The 15,827-nt window shown below is 62.1% G+C and carries 15 protein-coding genes; 7 read left to right on the plus strand and 8 right to left on the minus strand.

Annotated features, from left to right (window positions below; translation table 11 throughout):
• Positions 1 to 15: 15 nt before the first annotated feature.
• Positions 16 to 891, minus strand: a complete 876-nt coding sequence (locus BDB13_RS33560; protein WP_094271341.1) for a nuclear transport factor 2 family protein — start codon at positions 889 to 891, stop codon at positions 16 to 18.
• A gap of 226 nt (positions 892 to 1,117) precedes the next feature.
• On the opposite strand from BDB13_RS33560, the gene BDB13_RS33495 reads away from it, so the two are divergent.
• The gene (locus BDB13_RS33495; protein WP_303396281.1) at positions 1,118 to 1,480 is read left to right on the plus strand and encodes an ATP-binding cassette domain-containing protein; all 363 of its coding nucleotides are present in this window, start codon (positions 1,118 to 1,120) and stop codon (positions 1,478 to 1,480) included.
• Positions 1,481 to 1,500: 20 nt separating this feature from the next.
• On the opposite strand, the gene BDB13_RS09060 is transcribed toward BDB13_RS33495, so the two are convergent.
• The 7 genes from BDB13_RS09060 to BDB13_RS09090 all read right to left on the minus strand — a co-directional run bounded on the left by BDB13_RS09060 (position 1,501) and on the right by BDB13_RS09090 (position 7,685).
• On the minus strand, positions 1,501 to 2,061 hold the full coding sequence (locus BDB13_RS09060; RefSeq protein ID WP_254922765.1) for a VOC family protein: 561 nt from the start codon (positions 2,059 to 2,061) through the stop codon (positions 1,501 to 1,503).
• 76 nt (positions 2,062 to 2,137) lie between these two features.
• The gene (locus tag BDB13_RS09065; RefSeq protein ID WP_094271343.1) at positions 2,138 to 2,605 is read right to left on the minus strand and encodes a nuclear transport factor 2 family protein; all 468 of its coding nucleotides are present in this window, start codon (positions 2,603 to 2,605) and stop codon (positions 2,138 to 2,140) included.
• A gap of 26 nt (positions 2,606 to 2,631) precedes the next feature.
• Positions 2,632 to 3,753, minus strand: a complete 1,122-nt coding sequence (locus BDB13_RS09070; protein WP_094271344.1) for a CaiB/BaiF CoA transferase family protein — start codon at positions 3,751 to 3,753, stop codon at positions 2,632 to 2,634.
• Positions 3,750 to 4,364: an NADPH-dependent FMN reductase gene (locus BDB13_RS09075; RefSeq protein WP_094271345.1), complete on the minus strand. Its 615-nt coding sequence runs from the start codon at positions 4,362 to 4,364 to the stop codon at positions 3,750 to 3,752. Before BDB13_RS09075 ends, BDB13_RS09070 begins: the two co-directional genes overlap by 4 nt.
• 15 nt (positions 4,365 to 4,379) lie before the next feature.
• A complete protein-coding gene (locus BDB13_RS09080; RefSeq protein ID WP_094271346.1) occupies positions 4,380 to 5,552 on the minus strand; it encodes an acyl-CoA dehydrogenase family protein in 1,173 nt (390 codons plus the stop codon).
• 8 nt (positions 5,553 to 5,560) lie between these two features.
• Positions 5,561 to 6,670 carry an acyl-CoA dehydrogenase family protein gene (locus tag BDB13_RS09085; protein ID WP_094271347.1) on the minus strand — a complete coding sequence of 370 codons (1,110 nt, stop codon included), beginning with the start codon at positions 6,668 to 6,670 and terminating at the stop codon, positions 5,561 to 5,563.
• Between the two features lie 10 nt (positions 6,671 to 6,680).
• Positions 6,681 to 7,685 (minus strand): LLM class F420-dependent oxidoreductase, encoded by a 1,005-nt coding sequence (locus BDB13_RS09090; RefSeq protein WP_094271348.1) that lies wholly within the window; start codon positions 7,683 to 7,685, stop codon positions 6,681 to 6,683.
• A gap of 333 nt (positions 7,686 to 8,018) precedes the next feature.
• Between BDB13_RS09090 and BDB13_RS09095 the strand changes: the two genes are divergently transcribed.
• The 6 genes from BDB13_RS09095 to BDB13_RS09120 all read left to right on the plus strand — a co-directional run bounded on the left by BDB13_RS09095 (position 8,019) and on the right by BDB13_RS09120 (position 15,772).
• A complete protein-coding gene (locus tag BDB13_RS09095) occupies positions 8,019 to 8,834 on the plus strand; it encodes an enoyl-CoA hydratase/isomerase family protein (RefSeq protein WP_094271349.1) in 816 nt (271 codons plus the stop codon).
• 10 nt (positions 8,835 to 8,844) lie between these two features.
• A complete protein-coding gene (locus BDB13_RS09100; RefSeq protein WP_094271350.1) occupies positions 8,845 to 10,464 on the plus strand; it encodes a hypothetical protein in 1,620 nt (539 codons plus the stop codon).
• Positions 10,465 to 10,482: 18 nt separating this feature from the next.
• A complete protein-coding gene (locus tag BDB13_RS09105; protein WP_094271351.1) occupies positions 10,483 to 12,033 on the plus strand; it encodes a class I adenylate-forming enzyme family protein in 1,551 nt (516 codons plus the stop codon).
• The gene (locus tag BDB13_RS09110; RefSeq protein WP_094271352.1) at positions 12,030 to 12,944 is read left to right on the plus strand and encodes a VOC family protein; all 915 of its coding nucleotides are present in this window, start codon (positions 12,030 to 12,032) and stop codon (positions 12,942 to 12,944) included. Before BDB13_RS09105 ends, BDB13_RS09110 begins: the two co-directional genes overlap by 4 nt.
• An 18-nt stretch (positions 12,945 to 12,962) precedes the next feature.
• Entirely contained in the window at positions 12,963 to 14,093 is a 1,131-nt protein-coding gene (locus tag BDB13_RS09115) for an alpha/beta hydrolase family protein (RefSeq protein ID WP_254922766.1), read from the plus strand.
• Between the two features lie 98 nt (positions 14,094 to 14,191).
• Positions 14,192 to 15,772, plus strand: a complete 1,581-nt coding sequence (locus BDB13_RS09120) for an ABC transporter substrate-binding protein (protein WP_176459550.1) — start codon at positions 14,192 to 14,194, stop codon at positions 15,770 to 15,772.
• Positions 15,773 to 15,827 lie beyond the last annotated feature (55 nt).

Genomic DNA, 15,827 nt, shown 5'->3' on the forward strand with positions numbered 1-15,827 from the left:
TCTGGGGCAGACGAGTCAGGCCGATGTGACGTCGGTACGCAGCCTGCTCAGGCGCATGGACGCAATCTGCCAGCCGTTGTGGGTCTTGCGGTACTCCTCGTGGTAATGGCCGTAGCCACGTAGATTGCCGATCGGACCTCCGTCAGGCCACCACAGGTTGTCTTCCATCGCCCACAGGCCCGTTGCGGTAGTCGGGGAGGTGAGAGCGATCTCAGGCGTATGGCCGTGGTGAACGGTGGTGACGTCTTCGATGCTGGCACGCAGGAATGGCATGTACTCGTCCACTGAACGAGTGATCGCACCGCCGGATTCGATCATGTCGATCAGGACGTCCTCGGTGAACACGGCAGCCAATCCGTCCCAGTCTTTGGTGTCCATCAGACGGAAGTAGCGAGCTTTGAGCTGCATAATCGCTTCGACGTCGGTGGTGGGATAGTTGGGTGCAACCCGGCCAGTCGATTGAGGTTGGAGCACCTCGATCGAGCCTCTCGTGCCGCTCATTCGCTTGGTACGGTGACTCATTCGCCAGACACCGTCGACCCGTGCCCACTGGTCGTCATAGTCGCCGAGGGTCGAGAAGGTCAGGCCCTCGTGCTCGCCGACCCCGAGGTGCATGTCGCTCACGTAGGTGCGACTGACGGCGGAGCTGCCGTCGACGTCGATCAACTGGTTGCCCAGCATGTGTTGGGTTGGCCCGCAGTGGTCGAGGAACGATCGGATCAACGCCACCACTTCGGCGGGGCCGTGCAGCGTTCCGGTGCCCAGGTCTGCGGTCGCGTCGGGCAGCAGGATTTCATGCAGCACGGACCAGTCGCGGTCGTCCATCGCCCGTGCAAAACGGGTGACCGCGCGAGAGATCTCGCGTTCCGAAAGCAGGGTGTTCAGGTTCATCGATGTTCCTTCCGGCACCGGGATGTGCAAACATCCCACATGATAGTGATCTGCATCACCGCCGTGTGGGGTGTGTCCCGTTGGCCGGGAAGCTCACTGCTCCGCTGGCGACCCCACTCTGTAGGTCGTGTGCCTGCACCGCGAAGCGTGATTCGGGAACCACATTCGAGAGTGGCCACGAGCGGGACACCGATCGTCAGCGTCGAGCACCTCACCCGGAAGTTCGGTGTTCGCCGGGGGGATCATCGACGTCGAATTCGACATCGAGCCGGGCGAGGTATTCGGATTCCTCGGCCCAAACGGCGCCGGAAAGACCACAACAATCCGGATTCTGCTCGGACTGTACCGGCCGACGTCGGGACAGATGCGAGTGTTCGGCCTCGACCCGAAATGCGAAGCCGCACAGATACTGCACCGAGTCGGCTACATACCAGCCGAGCTAACCGAGTCGGCACCGGGCTGGACGGTCAGTGCGGTGAGTTCCGGATTTCGGCTGGAAGTGGGCTCCACCAAGCTCCAGGGCCTGAGCCCGGTGCTAACGGGTTCAGGCCCTGCGGCTCAGGTCTTATCTGGCGTGCAAATATCCTGATGCACTGACCACTTGGATCGTCAGCTCATGCTGGTCGACGGGACTCCGTACTTGTTGACCGGCGCGTGGGCGACGTCGCCTTCGCGCAGCTCTCGCGTCCAGGCAGCGAACTCCAAGAGAACGCCGTCGGGATCGAAGAAGTAGATCGACCGAACGTAAGTTCCTTCGTGTACGTCTCGCGTGACGCCGCGTTCACTGTCGTCGTGGTTCAGCAACGGACCGGTCACGATGCCCTTGGACTCGAGCTTCGCCTTGTACTCGTCGAATTTGTCGACCGGGATCTTGAACGACACATGATTCATCGACGCGTGGGCAGTCTCGAATTCGAAGCTGAGGCCGGGAATGTTTGCCGCCGAGGCGATTCCGGGAGCGCGTTTCGGCGCATTGCGGAACCAGAAGAATGCCAAGTACTGGCCCGCGCCCATATCGAAGAAGAAATGCTGGCCGCCGTCGGGTAGTGCGACGGTCTTCGCCAGCTTCATACCCAGGATGTTGGTGTAGAAGTCGACGGTGCGCTCCATGTCCTCACAGACGAGGGCAAGGTGACATACTCCACCGAGTTCGAATTCCGTGTTGGTCAACGTTTCTCTCCTTTGCAGACTGTCTGAGTGTGTCTCTGAGTTCGAGTTGTAATCCGGCGTCCAGGTGCAAATGCACCTAGACGTTGAGCTTGCCCAGCCTTAGTACCTCGCGATTGCCGGTGCACCAGCGCTGGATTGCGCGCACCGCGCTGATTCGCCATCCGTCTTCGCAGCGCTGTAGACGCATGTCGTACTGGCCGCCGGAGGTCCACATGGAATCCCCGGAGTTGTTGGGCTTCACGTGAACTGCCACTACCTGGGAGATGCACCGGGCTTCGTCGCCGGAGCCGCTCACCATGTGCCCGGACACGAGGTGCTGGGTCGCATCCAGATTGCCGAGCAGGCGCTCGGCGTTCTTGACGTACACCGCGCGGGGAGTGTCTGTCGGAGGGCCACCGAAAAGGTCGCCGTAGTCGAGGGTGATGGATTCGGTGAACACCGTGTGGAGTTCGGACCACTGGCGCTCGTCGATGAAATAGGTCATCTTCGTGCAGGTCTCGATGATTGCCGCACGATCATCGGCGGTGAAGGTCTTGTCGGTCATTCAGTGTTCTCCTTCATATGCAGGTACTAGACGCGCTGGCTGACAGCTCCGGTCGCGAGTAGGCCGTCGATCTCCGCAGTACCGAGGCCCCAATCGCTGAGAACTGCACGGGTATTCGTGCCTGGACCAACGCCGGGCACGGGGATGGGAGAAGGCGTCCGGGAGAACCGGGGGGCCGGAGCCGGCTGGATGACACCGCCGACCTCGACGAAGACATCTCGCGCTAGGTTCGCTGGATGCTTGGTGGCCTCCGTCGGCGTGAGCACCGGCGCAAAGCAGGCATCGGTGCCTTCGAGCAGATCGCACCACTCTTGCTGAGTGCGGCCGGCAAACAGTTCGGCGAACCCGGCGCGGGCCGAGGCTTCGTCGGAGCGGTCGAGAACTACACCCAGACGCGTGCACAGATCGTCGTAGAACCGAGATTCGAGAGCGCCGATCGTGACAAATCGGTGGTCGGCTGTCTCATATACGTCGTAGTAGGCGGCGCCGCCGTCCAAGACGTTGGAGCCGCGCTCCTCGGACCATTCCCCCGAGCTGATGAGTTCGTGCATCGCTGTGGTGAGGAGCGCAGCTCCGTCCACGATGGCAGCGTCGATCACTTGGCCCTGGCCGGACGACTTGGCCTCGAGCAATGCGCTCACCACGCCCAGAGCGAGAAGCATTCCGCCCCCGGCGAAGTCGCCGACCACATTGCCGGGCGGGACCGGCCGGTCGCGTGGACCGATGCCGTGGAGGGCGCCGGCAAGTGCGATGTAGTTGATGTCGTGACCGGCGGTCTGGGCCAGCGGGCCTTCTTGGCCCCAGCCCGTCATCCGGCCGTAGACCAGGCGCGGGTTGCGCGCTGCGCAGGCTGCCGGGCCGATGCCTAGCCGTTCTGCAACGCCAGGACGGAAGCCTTCGATCAACGCATCTGCACTCTCACACAGACGTAAGAGAGTCTCCACCCCCGCAGGATTCTTGAGATCGAGCGCCACCGAGCGTCGGCCTCGGGCAACAGGTTCGTGCTCGACGAGCGACTCGGTACGGGGGCCGACACGATCAATGCGGACAACGTCCGCGCCGAGATCCGAGAGCAGCATGCCGACAAAAGGCAACGGACCCATGCCTTGCAGTTCCAACACGCGAATCCCGGCCAGGGGTCCGCTCAACGTGCGGCTACCGGCTCGGTGAGTCGCACGTCGGCGGGGTCGACCATGCGAATCAGTTGCACAAGGTTATCGAGCAGGCGCCCAATGAGTTTCGTGGCACCCGGGTCGGTGAGAACACCGGCTTCGAATCGGGTGTGCGCGCGGGTGACAAAGACCTCCGGACTGTTCACTACGTGGGAATCCGTTGCCACAAACGACTGGCGCAGTTGGGATTGCGCGCGTGCCGTACCCAAGATGCTCGGCGATGCGCCCACGAGGGCGATCGGCTTGCCCTCGAGTCCGGAGTTTCCGGGTGGCATCGAGATCCAGTCGAGTGCATTCTTGAGCACTCCGGGTACGCCGTAGTTGTACTCCGGCGTCGCGATGACCAGAGCGTCGGCAGCGCGAACTGCAGCCTGGAGTTCGGCCACGGCGTCGGGCGGGCCCAGACGGGCCTGGTCCTCGTTGAACAACGGAATTTCCGCAAACCGGGGGAACTGGTAAATCTCCAGATCATCCGGGCTTAAGCGGATGACGTTGTCCAGCAACAACTGATTGTAGGAATCAGCTCGAAGGCTGCCTACTATCGCAACTGCGCGGAGCTTGCGGGGGCTGGTCACATCACTGGTCATTATCGAGGACCTTTCTCACTGCTGTTGGGGTCGTGGTTCGCGGGGAAGCCCCAAAACCCGTTCTGCTATAGCGTTTTTCATGATCTCGTCGGTTCCGCCGCCAATGCGCATCCCGAGGGCGCCCGTGAGCAATTCGGTCCACGGGTTCGCGAGGACCCCGGACGGACCGAGGGCACGTATCGCGGTGTCTGCCGCGAGGTACTGTCCGTCGGTCGAGAGCAACTTCGTGATCGATCCCTCCGGTCCCGGTGCGCGGCCTTCGCCGGCCGCAGTGCGCAGTCGGAGCTTCAGGATGCCGAGGATGTGCTGGATCGTGTACACGTCGGCAAACTGTCGGTTGATCGTCGGGTCTACGGGATAGTCGGTGGTGCGCAGAAGCTCCAGCAGTGGTTGCGCGCCAACCATTTCCGGTTCGAGTGAGTAGCGCTCGGCCATCAGGGTGCTCATCGCTACTGCCCAACCCTGGCCCGGCTTGCCAAGGACCGCGTCATCCGGGACCACCGCGTCATCGAAGAAGACTTCGTTGAAGGTATGCGCCCCCGTTGCCTGCTTCAGCGGTCGAACCGTGACTCCCGGTTGCTTCAGGTCGATGAGAAACGCGGTCAGACCATGATGCCGAGGGGCGTCCTCGCTGCGGGCGAGGAGGTAGCCGAAGGATGCGTACTGAGCGTACGACGTCCAGATCTTCTGCCCGTTGATCACCCAGCCGTCGGCGGTCTTGCGTGCGGTGGTTCGGATGGCGGCAAGGTCGGATCCGGCGTCAGGCTCGGAGAACAGCTGGCACGACAGTTGTCGGCCGGACAGGAGTGGCAGGAGGTACCGCTCGCGCTGCTCGGAGGTTCCCCACTGGGCAAGGGTCGGCACGACCATTCCCATCGTGACCGACTGAGCATCGAGTGGTAGCCGGTATCGGCCCTCTTCCTCGGTGAACAAGAGCTTTTGGGGGATGCTACCGCCTGCGCCGCCGTACTCCTTCGCGACGCCGATGCCCGCCCAGCCTTCTGTGTGCTTGTGGGCCTGCCAGGCAAGTGACTGTTCCACGTGAGAAACGGATTCCGTGCTCGAGCGAAACCCGAACACGCTCAATCTTCCCGTTTCCGGCTCTTCGAAGGCAGGTGCATTGGCAGCAAGCCACGCCGCGGCCCGTTCCCGGTAGGCGATGTCATCCGGCGAATCAGAGAAATCCATGGGTGCTCCTAGCGGGTCTCAGCGAGCAGAAGTCGAGCGGCAACCGCATCGCGGTGATCGTCGGAGCTTCCGAGTGTCAGTGCGCGGCTACGGGATCTACGGAAATGCAGGTGTGCATCGTGTTCCCACGTGAACCCGATACCGCCGTGGGTCAGGAGATTCGCCTCGGCGGCTAGCACGTAGGTATCCGAACACCACGCCTTCGTCATCGCCGCCACCAGAATAAGTTCTTCGGTCGCGCCTTGATCAGCCAACCAGGCAGCGTGGTACAGCAGGGAGCGTGCTCCCTCGACCTTGACGAGAACGTCGGCGCAGCGGTGCTTGATAGCCTGGAACGATCCGATTGGACGTCCGAATTGTGTTCTGGTCTTGGCGTATTCGACGCAGTCGTCGAGGCACGCCTGAGCGCCGCCTACCTGCTCGGCTGCCAATGCGATGATCGCAAGTGCGAACGCACGCTCGACCTTGTCGGGGTCCGGAGCGCCGAGTCGTACGGCGGGGGTGTCGTCGAATCGGATTCGGCTCGATCGGGTAACCAGGTCGTAGGCCGGAGCGGCAGCGTCGGCCTGGATATCCAGGTCGGCGCGCTGAACAGCGAATAGGTCGGTGCCGTACGACGTTTGCGCCGGCACGATGAGCAGATCTGCAGACTCGGCGTCGATGACTGCTTCGGCGACACCGGTCAGGCGTCCGTCATCACTGGCGTCGACCGGAAGGTGTGCCATCGAATGGACGCCGACGGGGAGTGCGAAAGTGGCGATCAGCTCGCCGCTGGCGATGCGGGGAAGGTACTCAGCGCAGGCTGTGCTGTCGCCGCTCGCGAGCAGCGCTGTCGAGGCAAGGCCGACAGTGGCGAGGAATGGGGACCTCGTGAGACGTTGCCCGAACTCTTCCAAAATGATTGCGAGTTCAACCATTCCTCCACCGGCACCGTCGAATTCGGCAGGAATCGGTACGGACATCAAGCCGAGTTCGTCAGCTGCACGGCGCCACATTGCAGTGTCGTAGGGGAGGTCGGAGTCGACCAGCTGGCGATTCTGCTGCCGATCGGAGGTGTCGAGGAAGCGGCGTACGCCGTCGCGGAGGGCGGCTTGTTCTGGGGTGAAACCGAATTGCACGATTATCCTCCTAAGTGAGAAGGTCGGCCATGAGGCGAACGGCCTCGGGCTGTCGGGTCATGAGGGACATGGACGTGATCGGTGCGGACGTCCACGGCTCAATCAATTCCTTGATGCGTTCCGGCGGTCCGCACAGCGCGATTTCGTCGACGAGATCGTCCGGTACCGCGGCAATCGCTTCTTCCTTGCGTCCGGCCAGATACAGGTCTTGAATCTTCTCTGCTGCGTCCGCGTAGCCGTATCGGCACGCCACGTCGTTGTAAAAATTCTTTCCGCGAGCGCCCATTCCGCCGACGTAGAGCGCAATGCTCGGCTTGACCTGGGCGCGGCACTCGGCGGCGTTGTCTCCCACCACAACATCGAGGATCGGGCACAGGTCGAAGTCGGGTCGAGGAGTGAACCCGGCAGGAAGGATGGCGTCGTACCGGCGCGGCGAGAAGAACACGGGGAACCATCCATCGGCAATGTCGCAGGCCAGTTCGATGTTGCGTGGCCCGATCGCCGCGAGATAGATCGGGAGGTTCTCGCGGTAGGGATGCAGGATCATCTTCAGCGGCTTGCCCAGGCCGGTGCCGTCGCTGCCCGTGTAGGGGACGTCGTAGTACGTGCCGTGATGCTCGAGGGGTGCCTCTCGGCGAAGCGCCTGGCGGACTACGTCGACGTACTCGCGGGTTCGCTTCAGGGGCTTGCCGTAGGGGATGCCGTGCCAGCCTTCGACGACCTGCGGTCCGGACATACCGAGACCGAGTCGGAATCGGCCGTTGGAGAGATGGTCCATGGTGGCGGCGGTCTGCGCGGTGAGTGCGGGGGAGCGGCCGGCAATTCCGAGAACTGCTGTGCCGAGCCCGATTCGGGACGTTTGGCCCGCCAGCCAGGCGAGGGGAGTGACACCGTCGGACCCGTAGGCCTCGCCGGACCACACGCAATCGAACCCCACGTCCTCTGCGAGTTTTACGAGATCAAGGCAGTCATCTCTTCCGGAGCCCCAGTATCCGAGGTTCAGGCCCAGTTTCATGACGTCCTCCAAAAACGGATGTGGGCAGGGATGATGTGCCGCCGACAGATGCGGGCACATCACAGTTGCCCCACTGATGTGTGGTGTATCACGAACCGTAGCAGATTCTGGTGTGCAGATTGAATTTCTGCAATCACTTGTGTCGTGTCCGATCTCGTGCGATGCTCAGACCGCGCCGATCGCACCATGTGGTGTTCTGATCGCGCCGATTGCTTTGTGTGACAACCGGTACCGGTTAACCGGGCGATCGCCATCCCAATTTCCCCCTAGGCAACGAGCCGCGCCGAACAACGGTTTCGAGGGCTCGTTAGCCGTCTGATTGGAGTCCTTATCATGGCCGCTGATAGCCCAATTATCGTTTCCAGGCCTGCTCCGGGAGTTCAGCAGATTACGTTCAATCGTCCCAGTCGACTGAACGCTCTCAACCCCGACCTGATCATCGAACTCACCAAGGAGCTCGATGCATTGGTGCGCGCCGACGACGTCAAGGTTGTTGTGCTCACCGGCTCGGGCCGTGGATTCTGTTCGGGTGCAGACTTGTCGGGCGAGGTTTTCCCGACGGGTGTCGAGGGTGACCCGAATCGGCACTGGACGGCCGTTCAGTCGTGGTACTCCGGCGTCATCGCCAAGTTGCGCCGCATCCCCCAGCCGGTGATCGCGGCCGTCAACGGGCCGGCTGTCGGTGGCGGCTTCTCGATCGCGATGGCAAGTGACATCAGGTTGGCAGCTCCGGAGGCGTATTTCTCTGCGGCACAGATCAATATCGGCCAGTCCGTCTCGGAGATGGGTGCCAGCTATTTTCTCCCGCGGATCATCGGTGGCCGGGCAACGGAGATCTTGATGACCGGTCGCCGCGTGCAGGCCGACGAGGCTGAACGTATCGGTTTCGTCAGCCGAGTGTGTGCCGGCAACGTCGTAGACGAGGCCGTGGAATTGGCTGAGATCCTCGCCGCCAAGGCGCCTTTGGCGCTGCGGATGTCGAAGGAAGCACTCAATGCTTCTCAGGAGATCGGTAGCCTCGAGGCCGCATTGGCAATGGAGGACCGCACCCAGGTCGTGTGCGTTCTGAGCAAGGATCTGGCCGAGGGCGAGCTTGCCTTCCGTCAGAAGCGCAAGGCCGTATTCTCCGACACCGCCGCTGTGGTCTAGGGGATGTCGGATGAGTGAATCTTCGAGTAACGCCAAGGTCTCTCGATTCGACATCTACCTGGACACTTCGCCGAGCGCGGCAACCGGTTGGTCGATCGAGACTGTCCGGGAGCCTTCCCGGTTGTTCGGCGCGAACGGCGTGCGACTTCATGCGGACGGCAGGCTGTGGATCTCGGAGCTTGTCGGAGAACATCTTTCAGCATGGGATGCGGACAATGACGTCCTGTCGAATGCTTCGCCGATGGGCTCTGAGCTCCGAGGCCCGGACGACATCGCCTTCGATTCCGAAGGGACCGTGTACGCCGCTGAAACGATGAACGGGCGAATCACCGGTCTGCGCGCCGACGGTACGTACTTCGTGCTGGTCGACGAATGCCCAGCCGTGAACGGCATCACCGTCGATCCTGTGACCGACAAGCTGTATGTCGACGAGATGCGCGAGGGCGGCCGGGTCCTGGAGATCGACAAGTTCGAGCGCAACAAGGTTCGCGTGATTGCCGAGAACCTGGATTGGCTCAATGCCCTGGAAATGGGTCCGGACCGGAGACTGTATATGCCGCAGGTGTTTGCGGGAACAGTGCTGGCGGTGGATCCTGAATCCGGCGCGATCGAGACTGTGGTCGAAGGCCTCGCTCATCCGACAGCGGTCAAGTTTGCACCTGACGGGCGGCTGGTTGTCACCCAGGCAAGTATCGGTGAGGTGACAGCCGTGGATCTGAACACCGGAGATTGGACGAGGTTGGTCAGCCTCGCTCCGGGCGTCGACAACTTCGACATCGATACACGCGGCTACATCTACGTCTCCAATTTTGTGGAGGCCAGTGTGGCGCGGTATTCGATGGAGACCGGCGAGCTCGACAAAGTTCTTTCGGCAGGTTCATTCCTGGGTCCTTACCAGATTGCCACTGCCACTGAAGGCTTTGTTGTTGCCGACCATGGAAGTGTGTGCCGTGTCGATAGCGAGGGCGACCTCGTGCGGATCAGTCGACTGCTACTCGACCAGCCGTTTGTTGCCGTCGGTATCGCCGAGGTCGGGGGCACCCTGGTGGCGCTGACCCAGGCCGGCGAAGTGTTCCGCCGGGACGATTCGGGGGAGTGGGTCAAGATCTACGGTTCGCTCGATGGAGCGAACTCCGAGTACTTCGGCCAGGATTCCGACGGAGTCAATGCTGTTGGTGTCGGTGACGGTCAGTTGTTGGTCGGTATGCGACACGGCGATGTCGTGGTTCTGGAACTGGACGGCACCGTCGTATCTCGAATGTCGTCGGGGCTCGCGACGATCACCGCGATTTCCGGACTCAGCGGCGCAATCGTCGTCAGTGACGAGACTGCAGGATCGGTGCTCGTTCTCGGTGACGGAGAACCGCTGGCGCTGAATGGATTCAAACGACCGCAAGGCGTGGCGCTCACCGAAGACTATGTGGTGGTCGCAGATCCGGGTGAGCGCCAGATCGTCTGTGTGAGCCGCAACGGTGAGCGACGCGAGGCGGTTGCAGTGGATCTTCCACTCGGACTGCCGCGCCTGCAGGCCGATGACGGTCGCCGGTCGTCGGTGACCATCGACAAGGACGGGTCGATCATCATCGGATGCGACGGTGACGGGAGCATCCGCCGCCTCGTCCGTCACTGAATTTCTTCAGGAGAACACATGAATCTGGCTGGACCACTGCGATACTGGGCGCAACGAGACCCGGATCGGATGGCGATTGCATTGGGCGATCGCGAACTCACGTGGGCAGAACTGGACGATCGCACCTCGAGGCTCGCGCAAGGACTGCGCGGCCTCGGGGTGGGGCTCGGCGATCGAGTGGCGACGCTGGTACCCAACTGCATCGAGTTCTGCGAAACGGTATTGGCCTGCTTCAAGATTGGCGCGACGTTTGTGCCACTGAACTACCGACTGGCTCCCGCGGAGCTGGCCGAAATCATCGAACGTAGCGGTACGACGGTGATCGTTGCAGACCGCGCGATGCTCGACGCACTCCTCGGGTGCGACGAAGAATCCGTCGATCGGCTTCGACGGGTCGTGACAACGTCGGCGCGAGCCGACGAAATCTTGTTCGAGGAACTTGTCACGGAATCGGTGCCGGAGGATCCACAGGCGCACTTTGCGGGCGAGCACCCCGCATTCATCTGCTACACGTCGGGAACGACCGGAGCACCTAAGGGCGCGGTGCTCAGCCACCGTAATGTTCTCGCGGCGTGCTCCGAGAGGATCGCGATCGATGCCTGGAATTGGACGGACAGCACGTACTTCCCCTACGCGCTCGCGTTCACCGGTGGATTGATCGGGATGTGGATGCCTCTGTACTCGGTGGGCGGCCAGACGGTGCTCGACGCCGAGTTCGATCCGGCCCGGACACTCGAGGTCTTCGCGGAGCGGAGTATCACCACGTTCATTGCAGTCGGATCGATACTGGAATCAATCACGCAGTCAACAACTTTCGAGACGGCTGATTTGTCGAGCCTGCGAACCCTCGGTACCGGTGGCCAGGCAATCTCGGTTGCGATGCTGCAGGCATTCGGGCGTCGAGGTCTCCACGTGTGCCAGGGCTACGGTCTGACCGAATGCGGAGGATTGAGTCTGGCTCTGCCTGGTGCGATGGCGGAAGCGAAGTTGGGTTCCACCGGTATCCCGACGCCGCAGACGACAACGAGGGTGGTGGACGGTTTCGGTGAGGACGTGGCCGTCGGTGAGGTCGGCGAGCTGCTGCTGCGCGGGCCTCAGGTCATGGAGCGGTACTGGGACGATCCCGCGGCCACGAAAGATGCGTTTGTCGACGGTTGGCTGCGCACCGGCGACCTCGTGAGGCAGGACGAGGACGGGTACTACTACGTGGTCGACCGCGCCAAGGACATGCTGATCTCGGGTGGCGTCAACATCTACCCCGCCGAGATCGAACGCGTACTTGCCGGCTATCCCGGAATCCTCGAACTGGTGGTGATCGCGGCTCCCGACGAGAAGTGGGGAGAGGTGCCGGCGTTGATCGCACGGCGCGCAGAAGGGGGCCCGACGGCCGACGAACTGATCGAGTACTGCCGTCAGCGATTAGCTCGATACAAGGCGCCCAGATACGTTCTGTTCCAGGATGATCCGCTCCCTCGCGGAATGTCCAACAAAGTGCACAAGAACGAGGTTCGTCAGCGTGCGCTGCAGATACTCGGCCTCACGGCAGACCAGCCACGGACCAGGGCATGACGCCCACCTCGATCATTGGTCGGTATGTCGGGCTGGCGATTGCCGTTCCCGACCTCACCGCAGCGGTGAAGCAGTATTCGCGCCTGGGTTTTGTGCTCTCCGACCTCGCGTATCGCACCGAATGGGGTGCGAAGGTAGCAACATTCGGGTTTGACGACGGGAGCTATCTCGAGCTGATCAGTGGCGTGGACACCACCAAGCGCAACGGTGCCGCGATTGCTGCATTCGTCGAGCGCTTCGGTGCGCGTACATATTTGTCGTGCTACGACGTGGCAGATATCGGAGCCGCTTACGATCGTGTCCGAGAAGCCAGGATCGATGTCCTGGGCCCGCCGCAGCTCGCCCCCGAATCGGTGGGCGAGCGCGCCGAAATGTTGTGGTTGAAACCGGCGGCGATGGGTGGTGCGTTCACTCAACTCCTCCAACTTCATGACGGACCAAGGAAATTCGAGAAGACGACGCCCGGTACCAGACCGTTTACTCAGGTGTTGGTTGCTTCTGATGTCGACTCGGCGCTCGCGACGCTGACCGGGCTCGGTGCGATCGCGAATCCGTCGTACGACGTTCCGGAATGGGGCCTTTCGGCGACGGTGTTCGAGCTGGCCGGTGACACCAACGTCGAGATCACCGTCCCGACCGATACAACGCAGCCTCAAGGGGCAGCGCTTCAACGTGCCCTCGATTCGGGTCGGGCCGGCCACTACATGACCACATTCGAGGTCGACGACGTCGATCTGCTGGCAGAGCGGTTCGCCACTGCCGGGGTTAAAACTCTTGGTCCGCCGACTGATTCACCGACGCAGTCTCCGTGGGGGCCATGCCGGCAACTCTGGGTGCACCCAGCCGAATCGCCAGGCACTTTCGTTCAATTCCTGACCAGGCTCTCCAGTTCGGCAGAGCCGCATTCCTGATGGAGGCATGAGAAACTCGTGACGCAGCTATCCGAGATCGAGACCACGTTCGTCGGTCTGGCGGCGCCCGGGGCGTCCCGGGCCGGGGCAGGTGGATGGCCCTGCCAGGGCGTTTACCACCGGCCCCGGGGAACGCGGCCGAAGGTTGCCGTGATTGCAACCCACTACAACGTCGACTTCTCCCAGCACTACCTCGCTGAGCATCTGGCGGCACGTGGATTCGGATTCTTGGGTTGGAATACCCGATTCCGCAACGATCCGCTGCACTTCCTTCTCGATCGGGCGCTCGTCGATATCGGAGTCGGAGTGCGTTGGCTCCGTGAGGAAATGGGCGTCGAGACGGTGATCATCCTGGGAAACTCCGGGGGATGCTCACTGATGGCGGCATACCAGTCCCATGCAACTACACCGAATGTTGTTGCGCTGCCCGGGATGCGACCCGCACCGGGGCTCGACGAGCTCATTGCCGGCGACGCGTTCATCGCGCTGGCGGCGCACCAGGGTCGCCCCGACGTGTTGACCAGTCAGCTCGACCCTTCAGTTATCGACGAGAACGACCCCACGCTCATCGATCCTGAACTGGACCTGTGGAATCCGGACTTGGAGCGACCCTTCACTGCCGAATTCCTCACCCGCTACCGGGCGGCACAGCGCGACCGCAATGCGCGGATCACAGCGTGGGCCAAGGCAGAACTGCGACGCGTGGCGGAAGCCGGCCAACGTGATCGCGTTTTCACGGTTCCGAGGACGTGGGCGGATCCACGGTTTGTCGATCCGACCATCGACGCCAATGATCGCAGGCCGGACTGGTGCTACCACGGTGAGCCCAAGCAGTCGAACGGATCGACGTGGGGCTTGGTGACCTCGTGCACGCTGCGGACGTGGCTCTCGATGTGGAGTCAGGAAACCTCGCAGTGCAATGCCGGCCCGCACTTGGCGAACATCTCGGTGCCTAGCTTCGTCATCAACGGTGCAGCCGATACCGGTGTGTTCCCGAGTGATGCAGCGGCACTTTTCGAGGGCCTCGCGTCGATGGACAAGTCTGCCGTTGAGATGCCCGGTGATCACTATTTCGACAAGCCCACCGATACCCGCTCGGACGTCGCTGACGTGATTGCCGAATGGATCGAAAAGCGCTTCCAGCGCTAGCCCTGAGTGCTCGTAGGGCATCTGTAGAGCAATTCCCTACCGGTACCCGGTTCCCTGGGTGCCGGCGTCGACATCACTTCTGTGAGAGGAACCAATCTATGAGATTTCCAGGCGTAAAGATATGCGGTGCCGCAGTGGTACTTGCATTGGCGGTGACCGGATGTGGCGGTCAAAGTGCAGCGTCCAATGGCGAACTCGCGACTCTCGATGCTTCGGCCGCGAACCCGTCGGGTCATCTGCGAGTGGGGTACTTCCTCCCGCCTCGTCCGGTGGATCCGTACACGGTCCCCTCGACCGTCGCGGCATTTCCTTACCTGACGCCGCTCTACGATCGTCTCACCCAAATCGTGAACGGGGAGAACGGGTCCGAACTCGCCCCCATGGTTGCTACCGGATGGGAATTCGGACCGGACGGGCGGTCCCTGACATTCAAGCTCCGCGACGATGTCACCTTCTCCGACGGCACGGTCCTCGATTCTGCGGCCGTCAAGGCCTGCCTGGAACGAGCGAGAAGTTTGCCGGGATCGACTGTCGCCAGCTATTTCTCGATGGTGTCGGACATCGAAACTCCGGATGCGTCGACGGTGACGATACGAACGAATCGTCCGGCTTCGGATCTTCCGTACGTGTTGTCTGGCGTCGAGGGAATGCTCATCAGCCCGAAGGCTGTCGGCAACCCCGACCTTGACGTGCGTCCCGTCGGGTCCGGCCCGTACGTTCTCGACACTCTGCGCGTCGGCGACTCGGTGTCGTATGTGCGTCGGGACGGGTACTGGGACCCGTCAGCGCAACTCCCGGAACGGATCACCATCACAGGATTCGCTGACGGCAACGCACGCATGAACGCATTGCGCTCCGGCCAGATCGACCTCGCGTACGCAATGCCCGGCGACTACACTCAGGCATCGAATTTGGGTCGTGGATTCGGGTTCTACTCGTACCCGCCGTCAACGGCCTACGTCGTCAATGTGAACACCAACTCCGCCGATATGGCTCGGCCGGAGATTCGCCAGGCGATGAACTTCGCAATCGATCGGGACGGGATCAACAAGTCGATCCTGCACGGTCAGTGCACGCCCAATCCGCAGGCCGCCACGCCCGGACAGGTCGGATTCCTCGAGGACCCACCGATTCGCTACGACTTCGATCCCGAGCGTGCCCGGCAGATCCTGGCAACGGCAGGCGTCACCAACCTCGAAATCGACATGATGTCTCCGGCGCGAGTTTCACCCGTGGTCGAAATCGCGACTGCAGTTCGCTCGCAGCTCGAGAACGTCGGGATCAAGGTGAACTATCAAGAGGTCGATCAGGCAGAGATGAACACTCGATTCACTCAAGGCGACGCCTACGACGCGGTACTCAACGGCCGCGTGCCGCGGGCGAGTTCGCTGCAGTCGTTCCAGTACTGGTACCGTTCGCCGGCATTATTCCCGGGCCCCCGTCCGGCCGGTTTCGACGAGACTCTGGACCGTGCTTTCGACCCGGCTCTCACAGCGGATCAGCAGACGCTAGCCCTCGAGGACGTAGCCTCGATCGCAACCGAGCAGGCGATGAACGTCTTCATCTGCGCCACACCCACTCAGTTTGCATACTCCGACAAAGTTATTGGAGCCACCGATATGGCAATGTCCCATATCCAGGGCGTCCCCGATCTACGCCACGTCGGTATCGCGAAGTAGACCGCTCCGCTAGGTAGCCGAATACAGCTCACTCGCCACAGCGAACAGGACTGAT

Origin of the sequence: Rhodococcus sp. OK302 (genome assembly GCF_002245895.1) — a bacterium.
Lineage (GTDB): Bacteria > Actinomycetota > Actinomycetes > Mycobacteriales > Mycobacteriaceae > Rhodococcus_F.

Excerpts from the sequence above, each read along its gene's own strand:
- BDB13_RS33560 (WP_094271341.1), bottom strand. The coding sequence starts at position 891 with ATGAACCTGAACACCCTGCTTTCGGAACGCGAGATCTCTCGCGCGGTC.
- BDB13_RS09105 (WP_094271351.1), top strand. The coding sequence starts at position 10,483 with ATGAATCTGGCTGGACCACTGCGATACTGGGCGCAACGAGACCCGGAT.
- BDB13_RS09075 (WP_094271345.1), bottom strand. The coding sequence starts at position 4,364 with ATGACCAGTGATGTGACCAGCCCCCGCAAGCTCCGCGCAGTTGCGATA.
- BDB13_RS09080 (WP_094271346.1), bottom strand. The coding sequence starts at position 5,552 with ATGGATTTCTCTGATTCGCCGGATGACATCGCCTACCGGGAACGGGCC.
- BDB13_RS09065 (WP_094271343.1), bottom strand. The coding sequence starts at position 2,605 with ATGACCGACAAGACCTTCACCGCCGATGATCGTGCGGCAATCATCGAG.
- BDB13_RS09095 (WP_094271349.1), top strand. The coding sequence starts at position 8,019 with ATGGCCGCTGATAGCCCAATTATCGTTTCCAGGCCTGCTCCGGGAGTT.
- BDB13_RS09100 (WP_094271350.1), top strand. The coding sequence starts at position 8,845 with ATGAGTGAATCTTCGAGTAACGCCAAGGTCTCTCGATTCGACATCTAC.
- BDB13_RS09120 (WP_176459550.1), top strand. The coding sequence starts at position 14,192 with ATGAGATTTCCAGGCGTAAAGATATGCGGTGCCGCAGTGGTACTTGCA.
- BDB13_RS09110 (WP_094271352.1), top strand. The coding sequence starts at position 12,030 with ATGACGCCCACCTCGATCATTGGTCGGTATGTCGGGCTGGCGATTGCC.
- BDB13_RS09090 (WP_094271348.1), bottom strand. The coding sequence starts at position 7,685 with ATGAAACTGGGCCTGAACCTCGGATACTGGGGCTCCGGAAGAGATGAC.